We start from the raw sequence: 19,439 nt of genomic DNA on the forward strand, positions 1-19,439 counted from the left end.
TGCTGGCTATTTGTGCCTTTCCGGCCCTGGAAGGCACAAATAGCCAGCACTCAACGAAGCCGGTGGTCAGGTGGTCGCTACTCTCGTTGAGATCTTCGTGATGGCCTCGTCCAGGTGTGGGGTCGGGATGTTGTGGGACGCCGCTCGGCGGCGGACCGCACCGCCGATGGCGTCGAGCTCGCCCTCGTTGCCGGCCTCGATATCCGACTGCAGCGAGGACCGCATCGGCGCCGGGAAGCCACTCAGGATCCCGTGCAGGTCCTCGCCCGTGGTCGGCACGCCCTCGGCGGTCGCCGTCGCCGCGATCTCGGCCAGCAGCCCGGTGGTCAGGCGCGGGTCGCGGGTCAGCGCGTCGCCGATGCCGGTCCCCCACGCCGAGGTCAGCAGCGCCAGCGGTGCGAGGAAGCGCAGCTTCTTCCACAGCACCTCGGCCTCCGTGCCGCCGGTGAGCACCTCGATGGGGGTGTCCCGCAGGGCGGCGACCAGGCCGAGCTCCGCGGCGTCGTCCGGCACGACCGCCCGCAGCAGGCTGCCGCGGTGGCGGACCAGAGCGGGGCCGAAGCCGCCCGCGCCGGTCCGCAGCGTCTCGCCCGCGATGGTGGCACCGACCACCCGCACACCGGGCAGCGCCGAACGCAGGACGTCGACGTGGTCCAGGCCGTTGAGCAGCGACAGGACCTCGACGGGCGCGGTGCCCGTGAGCAGCCGGGCGGCGTCGGCCACACCCTCCGCCTTGACCGCCACGACCACGCGCGCATCGTGCGGAACCTCTGTCGCGGCCCGCAGCGGGGCGTGCCACGTCCCGAACTCGTCCGTCTCGATGTCGAGCCCGTGCTCCGTGACCTGCCTGGCGGTCTTCTCCCGGGCGACCACTACGACGTCGTGCCCCGCCTGCTGGAGCATGGCGGCGACCAGGCCGCCGATCGCACCAGGGCCGACGACGGCGATGAGGTTGTCAGTCATGGCCACATCGTAGGCAGCCCAGCAGCCCGGGAATCTGCTGGTCTAGTGTCTGGGCATGGCAGCTGTTGCTCTCGGGGTCCCGTCGGTGCGAGGCATGCCCCGGCGCGCTGCCACGCCGGGTGGGCGCCCACGCCCCGCGACACCGCTGCTCGTGGACCGGTACGGGCGGGTCGCACGCGACCTGCGGGTCTCGATCACCACGGCCTGCTCGCTGCGCTGCACGTACTGCATGCCTGCCGAGGGCCTGCCGCTGGTGCCGCGTGACGAGCTGATGACGCCGGAGGAGATCGGCCGGCTGGTCGGCATCGGCGTACGCGACCTCGGCATCCGCGACATCCGGTTCACCGGCGGCGAGCCGCTCATGCGGCGCGACCTGGAGGACATCATCGGCGCGGCGCGCACGGCGGCCGACGACGCGATGGCCGCGCCGCGCCCTGGTACGGCGCCGGGCGCACCGGTATCGGGCGCACCGACGTCGGCCGAACGCGTACGCATCGCCATGACCTCCAACGCGCTCGGGCTGGACAAGCGCGTGGACGCGCTGGTCGCGGCCGGCCTGGACCGCGTCAATGTCTCGCTGGACACCGTGGACCGGGAGGCTTTCGCGACCCTGACCCGCCGCGACCGTCTCGACGACGTGCTCAAGGGCATCCGCGCGGCGCTGGCCGCGGGCCTGGCGCCGGTCAAGATCAACGCCGTCCTCCTGCCCGAGACCCTGACGGGCGCCGCAGACCTGCTCGCGTGGGCCGTCGAGCACGGCTGCAACCTGCGCTTCATCGAGGAGATGCCGCTCGACGCCGACGGGCGGTGGACGCGCGACGACGTCGTGAGCGCCGCCGACCTGCTGGGCGTGCTGGGGTCCCGCTTCACGCTGACCCCGGCGGGCCGCGAGGACCCGTCGGCACCCGCCGAGGAGTGGCTGGTCGACGACGGTCCGGCGACCGTCGGGATCATCGCGTCGGTGACCCGGTCCTTCTGCGGGGCGTGCGACCGCACCCGGCTGACCGCCGAGGGCACCGTCCGGTCCTGCCTGTTCGGCAACGAGGAGACGGACCTCAAGGCTTTGCTGCGCAGCGGCGCCACGGACGACGAGGTAGGCGACGCCTGGCGCGCCGCGATGTGGGCCAAGCCCCGCGCGCACGGCAGCGACGCCGTCGAGCTGGCGGCCGACGCCTTCGCTGCCACGGAACGCAGCATGGGCGCCATCGGCGGCTGACCCGCCACGGCTCGCGGCTAGCTCGGCTCGCCCGGCGAGTCCGCAGTGCCGACCGGTTCGAGGACCTGCTGCGCAAGCGTCTCGCCCAGCCACGCGGCGTACTCGGCCGGAGACCATCCGCATCCGGTGGTCGCGTTGAGGTAGGTCTCCAGGCCGGTGAGGAGCCAGGCCCTGTCGACGGCCATGCCCGGCGTCAGGTCACTGCGGACGGCACCGTCCCCGGCGAACCGGTCGATCAGCGCGGTCAGGGCCGCACGACGGCGCGCGTTGCCCTCCGCGACCATCTCTTCCATCTCGGCGGTCAGGTCACGGGCGAGCGACAGCTGCGGCCTGCTCGCGGTGAAGAAGGCGCTGGTCCATTCCGCGAACGCCTGGAGGACCTTCCGCGGGTCGCGCTCGACGGCGATCCGTTCCCTCCAGCGCGCGGCGTCGGCGGTCTCCTCCATCTGCTCGACGACGGCGCGCGCCACCTTCGCCTTCGAGCCGAATGCCGCGTAGACCGTCTGGGGTGAGACACCGGCCCGGGCCGCGATCTCGGTGATGGTGGTGCCGGCGAACCCCACCGACTCGAAGAGCTCGCGTGCGGCCGCCGTGATGTCGGCGCGGGTCCGGGCCGCCTGGGCCTCTCGCAGGGACGACCGGTAGCGACGGGGCGAGGACGGTTGATCGGACAAGACGCGCCTCCCAGATTCGGTGTTGACGAAACTCTATTGGATAGAGTTGACTACGGTCAATTGCAGGAGCCCACGACTGGAAGGCACGCACATGGCTACGCCGATCACGGAGACGCCCCGGACCACCCCCGCTCGTGGCCGGGAGATCGGCTCCCAGATCGCCGGGACGTTCGGCATGGTGTTCGTGTCGATCAACTCGACGACGCTCGCCCCGCCGGTACGAATACCCCTCCTCGTCGTCGCCGGCATCGCCCTGCTCGCCATAGTGCTGCTCAGCATGCGCAGCTACCGCCAGCAGGCACGGACGGCGAGCGCCCTGCCCACGGACGCCGCTCAGCCGGGTGGGCAGCCGAGCGCGCAGCCCGTTGGGTCTCCGTTCGGCCGGGCGTACTGGCTGATCGTCGGCATCGAGGCAGTCGCGCTGTTCGGCGGCATCCGGATCATCACCGGCCTCGGCTTCCCGGAGCTCGGCGTGGCCTGGGTCGCGTTCGTGGTGGGCACGCACTTCTTCGCCCTGGCCCGCATCTTCCGCCTGGCGCGGTTCCACGCCCTCGGCGCGATCGTCACGACGTTCGGGATCGCGGGGTTCGTGCTCCGTGCGCTCGGGCACGTCGAGCCGGTCGCGATCGTCAGCGGCGTGCTCAGCGGTCTGGCGCTGCTCGCCTTCGCTCTGGGGGCGTTCGCCCCGGCCCGGTCGGTTTCACCTCGCTGACGTGGTTGAATCACGGCGTGAGTACAGCGACCGACCGGCCGCACCGCATCATGATCGTGACCGACGCCTGGGAGCCGCAGGTGAACGGCGTCGCCACGGCGCTCTCCCGCACGGTCGCCGAGCTACGCCGTATGGGCTGTGTCGTCGAGATGGTGACGCCGTGGGACGGCTACCGGACCATCCCCCTGATCAGCTACTCCGAGATCCGCCTGCCCATCATGGCGCGCGACGACGTGGAGCGGCGGTTCCTGGAGTTCGCGCCCGACGCCGTGCACATCGCCACCGAGGGTCCGCTCGGCTGGTACGCACGCGCCGTCTGCGACCACTTCGGCTTCCCCTTCACCTCCAGCTATCACACGCAGTTCCCCGAGTACCTGACCGCCCGCTGGTCGTGGATCCCGCTCTGGGCCGGGTACCGGTACATGCGCACGTTCCACGGCAAGTCCGGCGCCGTGCTGGTGACGACGCCGACCATGCGCGCGCAGCTGACCCGGTGGCGCATCAGCAACGTGACCCCGTGGAGCCTCGGCGTGGACACCGAGCAGTTCCATCCCCGTCGTCGGGCGGCGACGGCGGACCCCGGACGGGGCCGCGGGGTGTACAGCGACCTGCCCGGACCCGTCTTCCTGTACGTGGGCCGGCTGGCCGTGGAGAAGAACGTCCAGGCGTTCCTCGACCTCGACCTGCCGGGTTCGAAGGTGGTGATCGGCGACGGGCCGGCCAAGGCCGACCTCGAGGCGGACCACCCCGACGCGCACTTCCGGGGACGTCGTTCGGGCGAGGACCTGGCACAGCACTTCGCCGACGCCGACGTCCTGGTCTTCCCGAGCCGTACCGACACGTTCGGCCTGGTCATCCTCGAGGCGATGGCATCGGGTACCCCCGTGGCCGGCTTCGACGCGCCCGGCCCGCGCGACCTCATCCCGGGGTCCGGCGCGGGCGCCGTCGACGACGACCTGCGGGCCGCCTGTCTGGCCGCGCTGGACTGCTCCCGCGAGGAGACGCGAAGGTACGCCGAGCTCTTCTCGTGGCGGGCCTGCGCCGAGACGTTCTACGCCCAGCTCGACGTGCCGCCCCCGCCGGTGCGGGAGCGCATCTGGCGGCGCAGCATGCAGCGGCTGCCGGCCATCAACCTGAGCGTGCCGAGCCTGACCACCTTCACCGTGACCGGCCTGTCGATGCCGAGCATGACGCTCCAGTCGGCGCGGGACCTGACCCAGCGCATGCACCCGGCCCGGCTCCCCGAGCTGCTGCCGGACCGGATGCCCGGCAGCGACACCGTGCGCCGGGCGGCCACGCGGATGCGCCAGATCGCTACAGACCGACCCACTCGGACTCGCCGTCGGTGAACTGCTGCTTCTTCCAGATCGGTACCTCGGCCTTGATGCGTTCCACCAGCAGGGAGCACGCCTCGAACGCCTCCTTGCGGTGACCGGCGGACGCCGACGCCACGAGCGCGACGTCCCCCACCACGAGGTGCCCGAAGCGGTGGGTCGCCGCGACCCGCAGCCCCGTCTCGGCGGCCACCGCCTGACACACTTTTTGCAGGACGGCGGTCGCATCGGGGTGCGCCTCGTAGTCAAGGCTCGTGACGTCCCGGCCGCCGTCGTCGTCGCGGACCACGCCGCGGAACGTCACCACCGCGCCGCACTCGGGGGCCGCCACCGCGGCCTCGACGGCCCGCGCGACGGCGTCGTCGAGCACGTCCTGCGTCACTCGCACCACCTGGTCCATCAGCACTCCCTCGCCTGTGTCGAGCGCCTGTGTCCGGCCCGGCGTCACAGCGGCCACGTGATCACCTCGGCACCCTCGTCGAGCCTAGTCGTGGCGGCGGGGACGTCGATCAGCACGTCCGCGGCCGCCATCGACGCCACGAGGTGCGACCCCGGCCCGCCGACGACGGCGACCCGCGCGCCGGCAACGGCGTCGTCCACCCAGCGACCCCGCAGGAGCTGACGCTTCCCGGCCGGTGAGACGATCGCGGCGTCGAGCGCCGCGGGGACCTGCCGCACGGGCGGGAGCCCACCGGCCTGCCGCAGGAGGTCCCGGAGGAACACCACGAACGAGACCTGGGCGCTGACCGGGTTGCCCGGGAAGGCGAGCACCGGCCTGCCGGCGACCCGCCCGAGGCCCTGAGGTCCGCCGGGCTGCATGGCCACCGAGCGGAAGGTGACCTCCGGCAGCGCGTCCTTGACCACCTCGTACGCACCCTGACTGACGCCGCCGGTCGTGAGCACGAGGTCGCACAGCGCCGCCGCGCGCTCCAGGCCCGTGCGCACCACCTCGGGGTCGTCGGGGACGGCGAGGCGCAGGCCCACCTGCCCACCCGCCGCGACGACGGCGGCCGCGAGCGCCGGGCCGTTGGCGTCCCAGATCTGGCCGGGGCCGGGCTCCTCGTCGGGTGCGACGAGCTCGCTCCCCGTGGACACGACGGCCACCGAGACCGGCACGCGGACCGTCAGCTGCGCGATACCGCAGGCCGCTGCGGCCGCCACGTGGTGCGGCGCGAGCACGGTGCCGGCGCGCAGCACCACGGCGCCCTCCGCGACGTCGGAGCCGGGCTCCCGGACGAACTCCCCGGCCGCCCGGCCGCGGACGATCTCGACCTTCGTCGCGGAGTCGCGGTGGGCGCCGCCGCCGCGGACGCCGTTGTCGCGGGCACCCTCGTCGCGGGCGCCGTTGAACGTCACGTGGTCGGTGTCCTCGACGGGAACCACCGCGTCGGCGCCGTCGGGCACCGGCGCGCCGGTCATGATCCGGACCGCGGTTCCGGGCTCCAGCGGCGCGGGCTCGCCCGGCGCGGCGGCGACGTCCCCCACGACGGGCAGGGTGACGGGCACGCCGGGCGCTGCCGAGGCGACGTCGGCCGCGCGGACCGCGAAGCCGTCCATCTGCGAGTTGCGGAAGCGTGGCAGCGGCCCGGGGGCGACGACATCGCTCGCGAGCACCCGCCCGAGCGCCCCCTGGTGGACGGACACCTCTTCGGTGGGCCGGTCGGCGAGCCCCGCGAGGAGCCGTGCGACGTCGGCCCGGTGCTGTTCCACGTCAACGCGCTCGCTCATGTTCGCAACCTACCCGGGACGCCTCGGGCGGGGCACACCCGCTGCCCTGGCGCCCGGGCGGCATCCGGCGCCAGAATCGACCATGCACATCCACGCGCTGAGCAACAACGGGACGACGCCCGACGGCGCGCTCGTGCGCCGGGACTCGCAGTCCCCGGACGGCCTGCGGGTCCTCGACTCGGTGCTGGCCATGCGGCCGACACCCGACGTGGTCCTGCGGGCCCGGCAGCGGGTGGAGTACGACGGCAACATCCGCAACTGGGTGCGCTACTCGACGCAGCGCGAGCCCGGCGGCATAGACGTCACGTTCGAACGCGCGGACCTGCCGCCCGGTGCCCGCGACGGTGTGCCCTCGTTCGCTCGGTACCTGCTGGTGCTGGAGCTCGCGACGGTCGGTGCCTGGGCCGAGTACATCCAGCTCGACGACGCCGACCCGACGCGCACGCGGCAGGCCCTGCTGATCCGCACCGACACGCAGCCGCTCCTGCTGCCCGACGGCGTCTCGACGTCGGCGATGCGCATCGACCAGCTCCTCGACGGCAGCCCTGCCAACGCGTTCTGGTGCGACAGCTTCGGTGTGCTGCAGGCCGACTACATCGAGACGTTCCCGGACGGCACCCAGATCAGCGGCATCTCGTGGCGCACCACGTGGGAGGGCGTAGTGCCCTGGCTCGACGCCGAGGTGCGGGCCGCGCTCGATGCCTCGGGCATCCTGGCGTAGCCCGGCTCGTGGCGCGGCCCGTGGCGCACCCCGGCTAACGATGCACGTGCGCCCGGTGCCCGACCGCCGCCGAGACGTCCTGCTCGGCCACGGCGAGCAGCCGGTCGGCCAGCCGCCGCAGCGCCCGGCCCGCGGCTATCTCGTCGCCGATCAGCGGCACCTCCGGGTCCCCCGGTGACTTCCGCGCGTGCCCGACGGCGCGCAGAGCGTCCGGCGGACCGTTCGTCACCGTCGCCTCCGCCGTCGTGCTGCCGCCCGACTCGACAACGGTGATCCGCACGTCCCAGGTGAGCGCCCGGCCCTGCCGCGGCTGCTCGCGCCACTCGTCCGAGCCCGCCTCGACCTGGGCGTCGACGATCGTGTCGGAGCCGGGGTAGACGAGCGTCTCCTCGCCGGTGTCGGACCACCTGACCCGGTAGGGCGGCGAGCCGTCGTCGTGGGGGCACTCGGTCACCACGCCGTCGCGCACCACTCCGCCGACCACTCCCGAGGCCGTGACTATCCGGTCGCCAACCGCTGCCTTCATGGGGTCCTCCTCGCGTCGCTGCGATCGGTTCCATCATCTCCCCCCGCCCAGGTTTACGACATCCCCGATGGCGCCTACTCTGCTGAGCACGGTTCAGTACGCGGGGCGAGGGGGCACCGCGGGCCGTCGACCTCGGAGTACTCGATGACGAGCACGAACGAGACCAGGACGGCCGCGCCCCAGGGCGTCTCCCGTCGGCAGGCGCTCGCCTACCTGGTCGCCGCACCAACGCTCGCTATCGCGATCGACCTCGCCCGACCCGATGCCGCACGGGCAGCGACCGCTCCGGCGGTCGTCCCGTCGCTGCCCGGACCCGCGGAGCTCCTGGACCTCACCGAGGCCCAGACGCTCGCGGCGGCACCCACCTCGATGCTGATCACGCTCACGCTGGGTACCGACGGGATAGTACGGTTCGCGCTCCCCCGCTCGGAGAACGGCCAGGGCATCACCACCTCGACTGCGATGCTCATCGCCGAGGAGCTCGACCTACCGGTCGAGCGGGTCTCCGTCACGCTCGCCGACGCACGGCCGGAGCTGCTGTTCAACCAGCTCACGGGCGGGTCGAACACCACGCACTCCACCTACCTCCCGGTGCGCACCGTCGCTGCGGCGGCGCGCACGCGGCTGCTCACCACGGCGTCCGCCCGGACCGGCGTCGCGGAGCGCGACCTGCGGACCGACGGCGGCGCCGTCGTGCTGCCCGACGGGACCCGTATCGACTACGGCGACCTGGCCGAGGCCGCCCGGGTCGACCGCACCACCGCCATCGGGACCCGGCTCAAGGACGTGTCCGAGATGCGGGTGATCGGCAGGCCGCGCGGCCGCGTCGACGCCCGCGCGGCGGTCACCGGCACCAAGAAGTACACGATGGACCTCGACGTCCCCGGTGCGCTGCCGACGATGGTCTGCCGGCCGCCGACGCTGAACGGCACGGTCCGCGCGGTGCGCAACGCCGCGACGGTGCTGGCGATGCCCGGCGTCACCCACCTCGCCGAGATCCCGACAGGGGTACCGGTGCGCGCCGGGACGTTCGGCCAGTGCGTGGACGCCGTCCGGGCGCTCGAGGTGGACTGGGCGGACGGTCCGGTCGCCGGGATGTCGGACGCCGACGTGCTCGCCGAGCTGCGCGGCGCCCAGCTACCGCTCGCCGTGCCCAGGGTGCCGCTGCTGACCACGACCATCGACACCGACTTCACGTTCTGGTTCTCGAGCAACAGCGCGCTGGAACCCAACTGCGCCATCGCCGACGTGCGGCCGGGCTCCGCCGAGATCTGGGCCGGGCTGCAGGCCCCGATCGTCGCGCAGGGCTGGATCGCCGGCGAGCTCGGGCTGCCCGTCTCCGCCGTGACGGTGCACGTCACGCAGGGCGGCGGCTCGTTCGGCCGCAAGCTGTTCCACGACGCGGCGTCCGAGGCCGCGCAGGCGTCCCGGGCGATGGGTGTGCCGGTCAAGCTGATGTGGCACCGCGCAGACGACTTCCGCCAGGGCCGCGTGCACCCGGCGTCCACCCACCGCATCCGGACGACGCTCCTGGGCGGCGAGGTGCTCACGTGGGAACAGCGGCACACGTCTATCGGGACCGACTTCTCCCACGGGTTCGGGGAGATGCTCGTCTCGGTGGCGAGCAAGCTGCCGGTCGGCGACCTCTCGGTGGCGGAGACGATCTACCTGCTCACGCAGTCCACGCACTACAGCTTCGGCGTCCAGACCAACCTGCTCTCCGAGGTCGACCGCCGGTTCAACACCGGCGCCATGCGGAACATCTACTCCCCGAACGTCGCCACGGCCCGGGAGCTCACGGTCGACCGGATAGGCAAGCGGCTGCGGCTCGACCCGCTCCAGGTGCGGCGCAAGTTCGCGCGCGACGAGCGGTCCCGCGCGGTCCTCGACGCCGTCGCCGAGGCAGGCGAGTGGGGACGCGACCTGCCGGCCGGAGTGGCCCAGGGCATCACGTTCCACGCCGAGTACCAGTCGGTTGCCGCCTGCCTGGTCGAGATCGACTGCCGCCCCGGGACGGTGCGGCGCGAGGTCCGGGACGGGCGCACGGGTCCGCGCGTCACGCGGGTGACGACCGCGGTCGACGTCGGGCTCACGGTGAACCCGAAGGGGCTCGAGGCCCAGATGATCGGCGGCGTCATGGACGGGATCGCCATCGTCCTGACGTCGTCGATGCACCTGCGCGACGGCCACTTCCTCGAGGCGAGCTGGGACAACTACGCGTACACGCGGCAGTGGAACGTGCCGCCCGAGATGCGGGTGATCGTCATGGAGAACACGTCCGAGCAGCCGGGCGGCGCGGGCGAGCTCGCCGTCGCCTCGGCGGCGGCGGCCACCGCGACGGCGTACGCGCGGGCGACCGGGAGGATGCCCACCGAGTTTCCCGTGAATCATCACGAGCCGCTGCACTTCGAGGTGAAGCCGACGGTCCCGCCGGTGCCCGCGTCGCCCGTCGACGGCCTCCGCTGGACGTACTGAGCCGGCCCCGCCGACTTCCCTGCCGACTTCCCTGCCGACTTCCCTGCCGACTTCCCTGCCGACTGCTGCGAAGCCCGAGGAGAACCATGCCTACCCGAACGTTCCTGGTCAACGGTGAGCGCGTCACCGTCGACGCCCCCGACGACGTCCGCGTCCTGTGGATCCTTCGCGACGTGCTCGGGATCACCGGACCCAAGTACGGCTGCGGCATCAACGTGTGCAAGGCCTGCACGAGCCACATCAACGGCCGCGCGTTCAACCCCTGCGCCGTACCCGTCGGCGACCTCGGCCCCGACGACGAGGTGACCACCATCGAGGGCCTGCCCGGCACGGTCGGCGCGGTCGGCGACGGGCTGCACCCCATGCAGGAGGCGTGGCTCGAGCGCGACGTCGCCCAGTGCGGCTACTGCCAGCCCGGCCAGATCATGGCGGCGGTCGCGCTGGTGCGGAAGGTGCGCGAGGAGGGCCGCACCATCACGGAGGCCGACCTGGACGGCATCCGGAACATCTGCCGCTGCGGCACCTACCCGCGCATCCGGGAGGCGATCCGGGCGGGCGAGGCGAAGATGTAGGTTCTCGGTTCACGGGGAGCGAGCGACGGGAGGGCGCCACATGCGGGATCTGCTGCCGCAACTGCTGGACTGGTGGCGCGCCGACGAGCGCGTCGCGGTCGCCACGGTGGTGCGCACCTTCCGGTCCGCGCCGCGTGAACCCGGCGCCGCGATGGCCGTCGGGCCGGGCGGCGAGGTGATCGGCTCGGTGTCCGGGGGCTGCGTCGAGGGCGCGGTGTACGACCTGTGCCAGGAGGTCGCCGAGACCGGTCGCCCCGTCCTGGCGCGGTACGGCGTCTCCGACGACTCCGCCTTTGAGGTGGGCCTGACCTGCGGCGGAACCATCGAGGTGTTCGTCGCCCCGCTCTCGCGCACCGACTGGCCGGACTTCGAGTCCTTCGCCCGGCGGGTGCTGGGCACGAGCCCCACGCTGCCCGACGGCGGCCCGCGCGCCTCGGGCGTCTGCGTCGCGACGGTCATCGCCGTGGACGTCGGGGCCGACGCCGGCCCGCTTGGTCGGCGCCTCACGGTCGTGGACGACGGTCGGGTCGGGGGCTGGGACGACATGGTTCGTGTACCCAGTGATTCGGCCCGAACTTCGGCCTCCCACGGGCCAGATCCCTGGGCTGCGGCGGACCACCGGGCGGTGGGCCCGCTCCCGGCTGCCGCGGAGCACCCGGCTGCGGCGGATCCGCTCCTGGCGGCGGTCGCCGCCGACGCCGTCGGCCAGGTCGCCGCCGGGGTCTCCGTCGTGCGGGAGTACGGGCCGCGCGGCGAGCGCACCGGGACCGGAACGCGCGTGTTTCTGCAGGTCTTCGCCCCGCGCCCGCGCCTGCTGGTGTTCGGCGCCATCGACTTCGCCGCGGCGATGGCGCGTGCCGGGCGGCTGCTCGGCTATCGGGTCACGGTGTGCGACGCCCGCCCGATCTTCGCGACGCCGGCCCGCTTCCCGGAGGCCGACGACGTCGTCGTCGACTGGCCGCACCGGTACCTCGCCGCCGAGATCGAGGCAGGGCGGGTCACCGAGCACGACGCCGTGTGCGTGCTGACGCACGACCCGAAGTTCGACGTGCCGCTGTTGCGCACCGCCCTCACCGAGCTGCCGGCTGGGACCTACGTGGGCGCAATGGGTTCGCGCCGGGCGCACGGGGAACGGGAGGCCCGGCTGATCGAGGACGGCGTCCCACCCGAGGCCCTCGCACGGCTGCGCAGCCCGATCGGCCTGGACCTCGGCGCACGCACCCCGGACGAGACCGCCGTCTCGATCGCCGCGGAAATGATCGCCGCGAGATCGGGCGCCTCGGCGCGGCCGCTGAGCGACATTGACGGCCCGATCCACGGCTGACGCGGGAGTGGTGGACCAGTCGACTCGGCCCTGCGCAGGCGTCGTCCTACGCTGCGGTCATGCCAGCGCACGTACAGACCATCGTCCCGCCCAAGCTCCGTTCCGGCGACACCCTCCGGGTGGTCGCGCCCGCCAGGTCGCGGACGATGATCATGGAGCACGACAACACCCGGTGGATCGACGAGCGGTTCGCCGCCATGGGCCTCACCCTCGCGTTCGGCGAGCACGTCGACGAGGACGACCAGTTCCGCAGCGGCACCATCGAGCACCGGGTCGCGGACCTGCACGCGGCGTTCGCCGACCCGGACGTCGCCGGGATCCTCACCGTGATCGGCGGCTTCAACAGCAACGAGCTGCTCCCCCACCTCGACTTCGACCTGATCGCCGCCAACCCGAAGGTGTTCTGCGGCTACTCGGACATCACCGCGCTGCAGAACGCGATCCTCGCCCGCACGAGCCTGGTCACGTACTCGGGCCCGCACTGGTCGAACTGGGGCATGCGTGACCACTTCGAGCCGACCGGGGACTGGTTCCGCACCGCCGCCATGAACGACGCCCCGATCGCCGTCGAACCCGCGCAGGCCTGGACCGACGACCCGTGGTTCGCCGACCAGGACACCCGCACCCCCGTGCCGAACGAGGGCTGGTGGGCACTACGCCCCGGGCACGCCACGGGCCGGATCGTCGGCGGCAACCTCGGCACGCTCAACCTGCTGCAGGGCACCGGGTACATGCCGTCGCTCGACGGCGCGCTCCTCTTCCTCGAGGACGACTTCGAGTCGGACGCCGCCCACGTCGCGCGCTGCCTCACCTCCCTGCTCCAGCTGCCCGACGCCGAGGGCGTCACCGGGCTGGTCGTCGGCCGGTTCCAGGCCAGCTCGGGCGTGACGCGTGCGGCGCTCGACGAGATTGTCGCCCGCCAGCCCGCCCTCCGTGGCAAGCCCGTGCTGGCCGGCGTGGACTTCGGGCACACAAGCCCGCTGCTCACGTTCCCGGTCGGCGGGACGGCGGAACTTTCGGTCAGGGCAGACAGTGCGAACCTGACGATCACGCGACACTGAACTCCTTGCGCCACGAGTCGAAGTCGATCTCCTCGGACCCGAACTCCTCGAGCCAGTCAACGAACCGGACGCCGTACTTCTTGCCGCCCGACCCCAGGATCTCGTCGGCTTCCGCCTCGGTGGGAGGGGTCAGGCCGAACGTCTCCTTCAGCCAGACCACGTACGCCCTGTGCCCAGGGGAGTGCTCCTCGTCGGGGTCCGCCTCGCGTTCCTCGTCCCAAGGGGTGAACCACTCGTCGTCGATCGCGAGCAGCCGGCACAGGTTCCGAACGCCCTCGATGATGTCGAGATCGCCTTCGTCGCCGAAGCGGATGACGGGAAGCGTGGCGAGGTCGGCGCGGTCGTCGCAGTGCCACAGGGCGTAGAACGAACCCGATCCGGTGGCCTGGGCGAAGGGGGAAAGCCGGTCGAGGTGGCCTCGCGCTTCCTCTTCCCGCTTCTCCAGGCTCAGCCACTCCACCAGACCGGCGTCGGGTCGGTCGTACTCGTAGAACTCGAACCCGTCCGAGAAGTAGGCATCTCCAGGGCCGTCGGAGAACTCTTTGAGCCGGTTCAGCTCGGAAATGGGTGAAAAGGCGTCGGTCATGTCATCTCCGGTGTGGAATCGAGCGGTTGAGTGTGGCGCGCACGCTACCGCCCGGGACTGACACTCAAGGCGCTGGTCACTCCGGCCGAGAGCCTCCTCGACGGACGCGAGCAAGCGCGCCGTAACTCAGACCACGCCCGGAGTTAGTCTGAGTTACGCTAGCCAACTCAGACCAACCCCGTCCAAGTTTGAGTTATGGAGTCACGATGGCCAAGTCGATCCCCCTGGCACCGCACCGTTCCGTCGTGGTCCCGTGGGAGCAGTCCGTGCGGGGAGGCACTGCTGATGACCGCCGGCTCAACGAGGTGACAGTGCGCCTGCCCCCGCACATCGCAAGCCTTGATCCGGCCACCAGCGCTCAGCTCACGAGCCGACTCGAAACCGCCCTCCGTGAAGTCGCGAACCTCGACCACACGCATGGTGCGCGTCTTGACGCGCTCTCCGCCCTGCTGCTGCGCAACGAGTCGGTCGCCTCTTCCAAGATCGAGCACGTCGAAGCGTCGATCGACGACTTCGCACGGGCCACGCACGGCATCCGGGCAAACGAATCGGCTATGTCGATGGTGGCCTCAACCCATGCGCTCGAGCACCTGATCGCCTCGGTAGCGGGCGGTGCGGACGTGACGCTCGCCAATATCCACCGAGCACATTCCGCACTCATGGCCGACGACCCGTACGAGAAGGACTACGCAGGCCGGTTCCGCGACATGCAGAACTGGATCGGCGGTTCTGACTACTCGCCGCGCGGGGCGCTCTTCGTGCCGCCGCCACCTGAGACCGTCGACGAGTACATGAACGATCTCGTCCGGTTCGCCAACCGGAACGACCTCAGCGCTCTGGTCCAGGCCGCCGTCGTCCACGCGCAGTTCGAGTCGATCCATCCCTACACCGACGGCAACGGACGCATCGGACGTGCGCTCGTCAACACAGTTCTACGCCGTCGCGGCGTCACTTCCCGCGTCGTCGTCCCGCTGGCATCCGCCCTGGTCGTGCACCGCGAGGAGTACTTCGACACGCTGAACGCCTATCGCGACGGCGACGCAGGGCCGGTTGTCGAGGCTTTCACGGTCGCGGCCGCGATCGCCGCGGAGGAGTCGCGCACCACGGCCGACCGGATCTCCGCGATGCCGGAAGAGTGGGCTGCGGCAACGGGCCGGCCTCGTCGGGGAAGCGTCGCCGCAGCACTCCTGGACGCGTTGCCCGCTCACCCAGTCTTCTCGTCCGAAAACGCGGAGGAAATGACCCGCGGTGCAATGTCCACCGTGCACGCGGCGATCAGCCGGCTGCACGACGCCGGAGTCATCCGACCGCTCACAGAGCGCACGCGGAACCAGGTCTGGGGCACGGTCGCCCTGCTCGACGAGCTCGGAGACCTCGGCCTACGCATAGGTACCCGCGCCCGGGCCGCTCGAACGCAGCTCTGAAGCACCGCTCGCACCTCAGCGCAGAACTCGCCGTCCGCCGTCGGCGAACTCGGAAATTGAGTCGGGTCGACTCAGGTTGAACCGATCATCAGACCGAACCTGAGGAGAACATCATGACCGCAGTTCTGACCCGTTCACCGTTCGCCACCGCCTGGCTCCGCGACCCGTGGAGCCCGCAGTCCGCCGTCGCCCAGGGCCCCGTGCCCGCGGCCGACGTCTACCGCGAGGGCGAAGACCTCGTCGCCCGCCTCGACCTGCCGGGCGTCGACCCGGCCACCGACATCACCGTCGAGGTCGAGGGCCGCAAGCTCGTCGTGCGCGGCGAGCGCAAGGACCAGCGTTCGGAGGAGTCCGAGGGCCGCCGTATCTCGGAGGTCCGCTTCGGCTCCTTCCGCCGCACGGTCACGCTGCCGAAGACCGTTGACGGCGACGCGGTCAGCGCGTCCTACGACGCCGGCGTGCTGACGGTCACCGTCCCCGGCGTCTTCGCCGGCACGACGCCGCAGCGCATCGAGGTCACGACCGCCGCCTGATCACCTCAGCGGCACCACGACGGCGCCCGACCGCATCCCGCGGCCGGGCGCCGTCCGCATTCCCGGACGGGTGCGGGCGGCCGTGGGACGGCCGTGGGGAAAACCCGTATGTGCCGATCTGCCCGTTGTGCGGTAGCGCCCGACGCCGCTATTTTTCGTGAGCACTGTTTCGTCACCACCCACGCATCGCCCGTGACACATCGGAGTGCACGCGCGACTGCCGCTGCTGTGCCTGTCGCGCGGTTCCGTGCGGCGGGAGAGACATGTTCGCGAAGGAGCGTTCGATGCGTAGCACGAGACACCGCACCACCCGCACCGCCCTGACGGCGGTGGCGGCCCTGACCCTTGTCCTGTCGGCTTCGCTCGTCACCTCCGCCGCGGCGGCACCCCAGGGGTCCGACGGCGGCGCCGCGCCGGCGTCGGGCACCGCTGCCGCACAGGAAGCCGCAGCCCTGGCCGCCCTGACCTGGTCCGATGAGTTCAACGGCGCGGCGGGCAGCGCGCCCAACGGCGCCAACTGGAACTTCGAGACCGGCGCCGGCGGCTGGGGCAACAACGAGCTGCAGAACTACACGAACTCTCGGAACAACTCCGCCCTGGACGGCAACGGCAACCTCGTCATCACTGCCCGCCAGGAAGGCAGCGGCTATACCTCGGCCCGGCTCACGACCAAGGGTAAGGTGCAGCCGCAGTACGGCCGCCTGGAGGCGCGGATCAAGATCCCGCGCGGGCAGGGCATCTGGCCCGCGTTCTGGATGCTCGGCGGCCAGTTCCCGGGCACGCCGTGGCCGAACTCGGGCGAGATCGACATCATGGAGAACATCGGCCGCGAGCCCAACCGGGTGCACGGCACGCTGCATGGCCCGGGCTACTCCGGGGCCAACCCCATCACCGGGTCGTACCAGCACCCGCAGAACTGGTCCTTCGCCGACGACTTCCACACCTTCGCGATCGACTGGAGCCCCAACTCGATCACCTGGCTCGTGGACGGCAACGCCTACCAGACGTTCACGCCCGCGAACACGGGCAGCAACCAGTGGGTCTTCAACCAGCCGTTCTTCTTCATCCTGAACGTCGCCGTCGGCGGCAACTGGCCCGGCTACCCCGACGGGAGCACGCAGTTCCCGCAGCAGATGGTCGTCGACTACGTGCGCGTGTATGACTCCCAGGGCGGCGGCGGAGGCAGCCGCACCGGCACGGTACGGGCGAGCAACGGCATCTGCCTCGACGTCGCGGGAGCCGCCACGGCGAACGGCACGCCCATCCAGCTCGCGAACTGCAACGGCAACACGGCCCAGCAGTGGACGGTCGGCACGGACGGCACCGTCCGCGCGCTCGGCAAGTGCCTCGACGTGTCGGGCGGCGGCACCGCGGCGGGCACCGCCGTGCAGCTCTGGGACTGCAACGGCACCGGAGCGCAGCAGTGGGCCTCGACGAGCGGCACGCTCGCGCTGCGCAACCCGCAGTCGGGACGCTGTCTGCAGCCCGTCAGCCGGGTGCAGACCGACGGCACCCGCACCGAGATAGCGAACTGTGATGGGAGCACCGTCCAGCGCTGGACGCTGCCCTAGCCGGCGCGAGCGCGCCTCCGCTGGTCGAGCCTGTCGAGACCCCGTCCGCCAGGGGTCTCGACAAGCTCGACCAACGGCGGAGGCACCAGCGAAGGCGGGCCCGGCCGACGACGGCTACAACCGCCGCGCCAGGGCCGCCGCGCCGACCACCGTCGCGTCACCGCCGAGGACCGCCGAGCGCACCTCGATGGTGTGCCCGGACACTGGCGGCTCGTCGCGCAGCCGGGCCAGGAGCGCGGGTTCCAGCAGGTCCCACGCCCGGGCAAGGCCGCCACCGACCACCACGTGCCCGACGTCGAGCAGCGCCGCCAGCATCAGCACCGCTGAGCCGACGGCGTGCCCGACGTCGGCGAGCACCTGGACCGCCACCTCGTCGCCGGCGAGCGCCCGGGCCTCGACCTCCGAGGCCCCGACCTCCGCACCGCCGTCCGGACCGCCGCCGAGCTCCGCGTACCGGCGCGCCACCGAACGGCCGGACGCGAGGGTCTCCAGGTGTCCCCGCTGGCCGCACGTGCAGCGCGCGTCGCCGAACCCGGGCATGTGCCCGATCTCGCCTGCCGCCCCCGCGCCGCGGTACAGCGCGCCGTCCAGCCACAACGCCCCGCCGACGCCCGTGCCCAGTGCGATGCCCGCCGCGGACCGGACGCCCCGGACGGCACCCCACGTCGCCTCGCCCACGAGGAACGAGTCGACGTCGTTCGCGGCGACCACCCGTAGCCCCGTCCGTGACCCGAACCCGTCCCTCAGGTTGGTGCCAACCCACCCGGTGAACGAGTCGCTCGCCGCGAGCACCTCCCCCGTCCCTGGGTCGACGACGCCCGCCGCGCCTACCCCGACCGCCGCCACCGGCACCTCTGCCGAGGCGACGGCGCGGGCGACCAGGTCCGCGGCGACGTCCAGCATCGCCTCGCCGCCCGACGGCGTGGGCGCGGTCGCGGAGGCGAGCACCGCACCACCGGGCGCGACGACGGCGGCGCGGATCTTGGTGCCGCCGATGTCGACGCCCGCGGTCGGATCGCCGCTCATCGGGCGGCGCCCGAGGCGGGGCCCTCGACCGCGGCGAGCCGCTGCCTGGCGTCGCGCCGTTCGCGCTGCGCGGCAGGGTCGGGCGTCGGTACGGAGGCCAGGAGCTCCGCGGTGTACAGCTCCTGCGGGGCGCTGAACACGTCCGCCGTCCTGCCGCTCTCGACGAGGCGGCCCGCCCGCAGCACCGCCACCCGGTCGGTCAGCTCGTGCACGACGCCGAGGTCGTGGCTGATGAACAGGCAGCCGAACCCCAGCTCCGCGTGCAGGTCCTTGAGCACCTGCAGCACCTCCGCCTGCACGGAGACGTCGAGAGCGCTGGTGGGCTCGTCGGCGACCAGGAGGCGCGGCCGGAGCGCCAGGGCGCGCGCCAGCCCGATGCGCTGCCGCTGCCCGCCGGAGAGCTCGTGCGGGTAGCGGCGCTCCGCCCCCACGGGGAGGCGCACCGCGTCCAGCAGCTCGCGGACCCGCGCCCGCCGCTCGGTTCCTGGCAGACGCCGCCCGTCGCGGCCGTGGATGGCCAGCGGTTCCGCGATCGACTCGCCCACGAGCTTGCGCGGGTCCAGCGAGGCGCCGGGATCCTGGAACACGACGCCGACGTCGGCCAGCAGGCGCCGTCGGGCCCGGCCCCTTGCCTTGGCGACCGACGCGCCGAGCAGCAGCACCTCACCCTCCGACGGCGTCAGCAGGCCCAGGCAGGCCCGGCCCGCCGTGGACTTGCCCGATCCGGACTCGCCGACCAGGCCCAGCATCTCGCCCGCGCGCACTGTGAGGTCGAGGCCCTCCACCGCACGCACGTGCCGGCCCTGGACGCGATAGTCCAGGCTCACGCCGCGCAGGTCGAGCACAACCTCGCTGGATGACCGCGAAGTAGAGCGTGTGTCCGAGTCTCCCTGGCCTCGCCGGGGAGACTCGGACCCGAGGTGCTCGAGGCGATCGTGGAGCAGGGCACCCTCGAGGTGCTCCGGTGAGCTGGTTCGACGTAGCGCTCTTCAC

19 protein-coding genes are annotated in these 19,439 nt (G+C 72.3%); 11 read left to right on the forward strand and 8 right to left on the reverse strand.

All coding sequences use genetic code 11. From position 1 onward, the window contains the following. Positions 1-66 precede the first annotated feature (66 nt). A complete protein-coding gene (locus tag AB0F70_RS26890; RefSeq protein ID WP_357456204.1) occupies positions 67-963 on the reverse strand; it encodes a 2-dehydropantoate 2-reductase in 897 nt (298 codons plus the stop codon). 55 nt (positions 964-1,018) lie between these two features. On the opposite strand from AB0F70_RS26890, the gene moaA reads away from it, so the two are divergent. Beyond that, positions 1,019-2,179 carry a GTP 3',8-cyclase MoaA gene (gene moaA / locus AB0F70_RS26895; protein WP_357456208.1) on the forward strand — a complete coding sequence of 387 codons (1,161 nt, stop codon included), beginning with the start codon at positions 1,019-1,021 and terminating at the stop codon, positions 2,177-2,179. 17 nt (positions 2,180-2,196) lie between these two features. Here moaA and AB0F70_RS26900 read toward each other — a convergent pair whose 3' ends face one another. Continuing rightward, complete coding sequence (locus AB0F70_RS26900; protein WP_357456211.1) at positions 2,197-2,853, reverse strand: TetR/AcrR family transcriptional regulator; 657 nt, start codon at positions 2,851-2,853, stop codon at positions 2,197-2,199. 91 nt (positions 2,854-2,944) lie between these two features. On the opposite strand from AB0F70_RS26900, the gene AB0F70_RS26905 reads away from it, so the two are divergent. Further along, positions 2,945-3,565, forward strand: a complete 621-nt coding sequence (locus AB0F70_RS26905) for a hypothetical protein (RefSeq protein WP_357456214.1) — start codon at positions 2,945-2,947, stop codon at positions 3,563-3,565. 17 nt (positions 3,566-3,582) lie between these two features. Next, positions 3,583-4,914 carry a glycosyltransferase family 1 protein gene (locus AB0F70_RS26910; protein ID WP_357456217.1) on the forward strand — a complete coding sequence of 444 codons (1,332 nt, stop codon included), beginning with the start codon at positions 3,583-3,585 and terminating at the stop codon, positions 4,912-4,914. Here AB0F70_RS26910 and AB0F70_RS26915 read toward each other — a convergent pair. Together AB0F70_RS26915 and glp are read right to left on the reverse strand one after the other, a co-directional pair. Continuing rightward, positions 4,880-5,299, reverse strand: a complete 420-nt coding sequence (locus AB0F70_RS26915) for a molybdenum cofactor biosynthesis protein MoaE (protein WP_357456257.1) — start codon at positions 5,297-5,299, stop codon at positions 4,880-4,882. The genes AB0F70_RS26910 and AB0F70_RS26915 overlap by 35 nt on opposite strands. A gap of 44 nt (positions 5,300-5,343) precedes the next feature. Next, entirely contained in the window at positions 5,344-6,627 is a 1,284-nt protein-coding gene (gene glp, locus AB0F70_RS26920) for a gephyrin-like molybdotransferase Glp (protein WP_357456220.1), read from the reverse strand. Between glp and AB0F70_RS26925 the strand changes: the two genes are divergently transcribed. Beyond that, complete coding sequence (locus AB0F70_RS26925; protein WP_357456223.1) at positions 6,626-7,348, forward strand: hypothetical protein; 723 nt, start codon at positions 6,626-6,628, stop codon at positions 7,346-7,348. The genes glp and AB0F70_RS26925 overlap by 2 nt on opposite strands. A 34-nt stretch (positions 7,349-7,382) precedes the next feature. On the opposite strand, the gene AB0F70_RS26930 is transcribed toward AB0F70_RS26925, so the two are convergent. After that, positions 7,383-7,874, reverse strand: a complete 492-nt coding sequence (locus AB0F70_RS26930; RefSeq protein ID WP_357456226.1) for a dsRBD fold-containing protein — start codon at positions 7,872-7,874, stop codon at positions 7,383-7,385. A gap of 144 nt (positions 7,875-8,018) precedes the next feature. On the opposite strand from AB0F70_RS26930, the gene AB0F70_RS26935 reads away from it, so the two are divergent. The 4 genes from AB0F70_RS26935 to AB0F70_RS26950 all read left to right on the forward strand — a co-directional run bounded on the left by AB0F70_RS26935 (position 8,019) and on the right by AB0F70_RS26950 (position 13,306). Continuing rightward, positions 8,019-10,349 (forward strand): molybdopterin cofactor-binding domain-containing protein, encoded by a 2,331-nt coding sequence (locus AB0F70_RS26935; protein ID WP_357456229.1) that lies wholly within the window; start codon positions 8,019-8,021, stop codon positions 10,347-10,349. A gap of 86 nt (positions 10,350-10,435) precedes the next feature. Further along, a complete protein-coding gene (locus AB0F70_RS26940) occupies positions 10,436-10,921 on the forward strand; it encodes a (2Fe-2S)-binding protein (RefSeq protein ID WP_357456232.1) in 486 nt (161 codons plus the stop codon). 40 nt (positions 10,922-10,961) lie between these two features. After that, the gene (locus AB0F70_RS26945; protein ID WP_357456235.1) at positions 10,962-12,245 is read left to right on the forward strand and encodes an XdhC family protein; all 1,284 of its coding nucleotides are present in this window, start codon (positions 10,962-10,964) and stop codon (positions 12,243-12,245) included. Between the two features lie 59 nt (positions 12,246-12,304). Further along, the gene (locus AB0F70_RS26950) at positions 12,305-13,306 is read left to right on the forward strand and encodes a S66 peptidase family protein (RefSeq protein ID WP_357456238.1); all 1,002 of its coding nucleotides are present in this window, start codon (positions 12,305-12,307) and stop codon (positions 13,304-13,306) included. Here the strand turns inward: AB0F70_RS26950 and AB0F70_RS26955 are convergent. Then, on the reverse strand, positions 13,293-13,892 hold the full coding sequence (locus AB0F70_RS26955) for a hypothetical protein (protein ID WP_357456240.1): 600 nt from the start codon (positions 13,890-13,892) through the stop codon (positions 13,293-13,295). The two genes, AB0F70_RS26950 and AB0F70_RS26955, sit on opposite strands and share 14 nt — an antisense overlap. A 206-nt stretch (positions 13,893-14,098) precedes the next feature. On the opposite strand from AB0F70_RS26955, the gene AB0F70_RS26960 reads away from it, so the two are divergent. From AB0F70_RS26960 to AB0F70_RS26970, 3 genes are all read left to right on the forward strand, one after another. Continuing rightward, on the forward strand, positions 14,099-15,316 hold the full coding sequence (locus tag AB0F70_RS26960; RefSeq protein ID WP_357456242.1) for a Fic family protein: 1,218 nt from the start codon (positions 14,099-14,101) through the stop codon (positions 15,314-15,316). Positions 15,317-15,429: 113 nt separating this feature from the next. After that, a complete protein-coding gene (locus AB0F70_RS26965) occupies positions 15,430-15,849 on the forward strand; it encodes an Hsp20/alpha crystallin family protein (protein ID WP_357456245.1) in 420 nt (139 codons plus the stop codon). Between the two features lie 284 nt (positions 15,850-16,133). Beyond that, on the forward strand, positions 16,134-17,420 hold the full coding sequence (locus AB0F70_RS26970) for a family 16 glycosylhydrolase (RefSeq protein WP_357456248.1): 1,287 nt from the start codon (positions 16,134-16,136) through the stop codon (positions 17,418-17,420). A 114-nt stretch (positions 17,421-17,534) separates the two neighbouring features. Here AB0F70_RS26970 and AB0F70_RS26975 read toward each other — a convergent pair whose 3' ends face one another. Together AB0F70_RS26975 and AB0F70_RS26980 are read right to left on the reverse strand one after the other, a co-directional pair. Then, a complete protein-coding gene (locus tag AB0F70_RS26975) occupies positions 17,535-18,446 on the reverse strand; it encodes an ROK family protein (protein ID WP_357456251.1) in 912 nt (303 codons plus the stop codon). Beyond that, entirely contained in the window at positions 18,443-19,291 is an 849-nt protein-coding gene (locus AB0F70_RS26980) for an ABC transporter ATP-binding protein (protein ID WP_357456254.1), read from the reverse strand. Before AB0F70_RS26980 ends, AB0F70_RS26975 begins: the two co-directional genes overlap by 4 nt. Between the last annotated feature and the right edge of the window lie 148 nt (positions 19,292-19,439).

Source organism: Promicromonospora sp. NPDC023805 (assembly GCF_040639635.1).
In the GTDB taxonomy this organism is placed as follows: Bacteria; Actinomycetota; Actinomycetes; order Actinomycetales; family Cellulomonadaceae; genus Promicromonospora.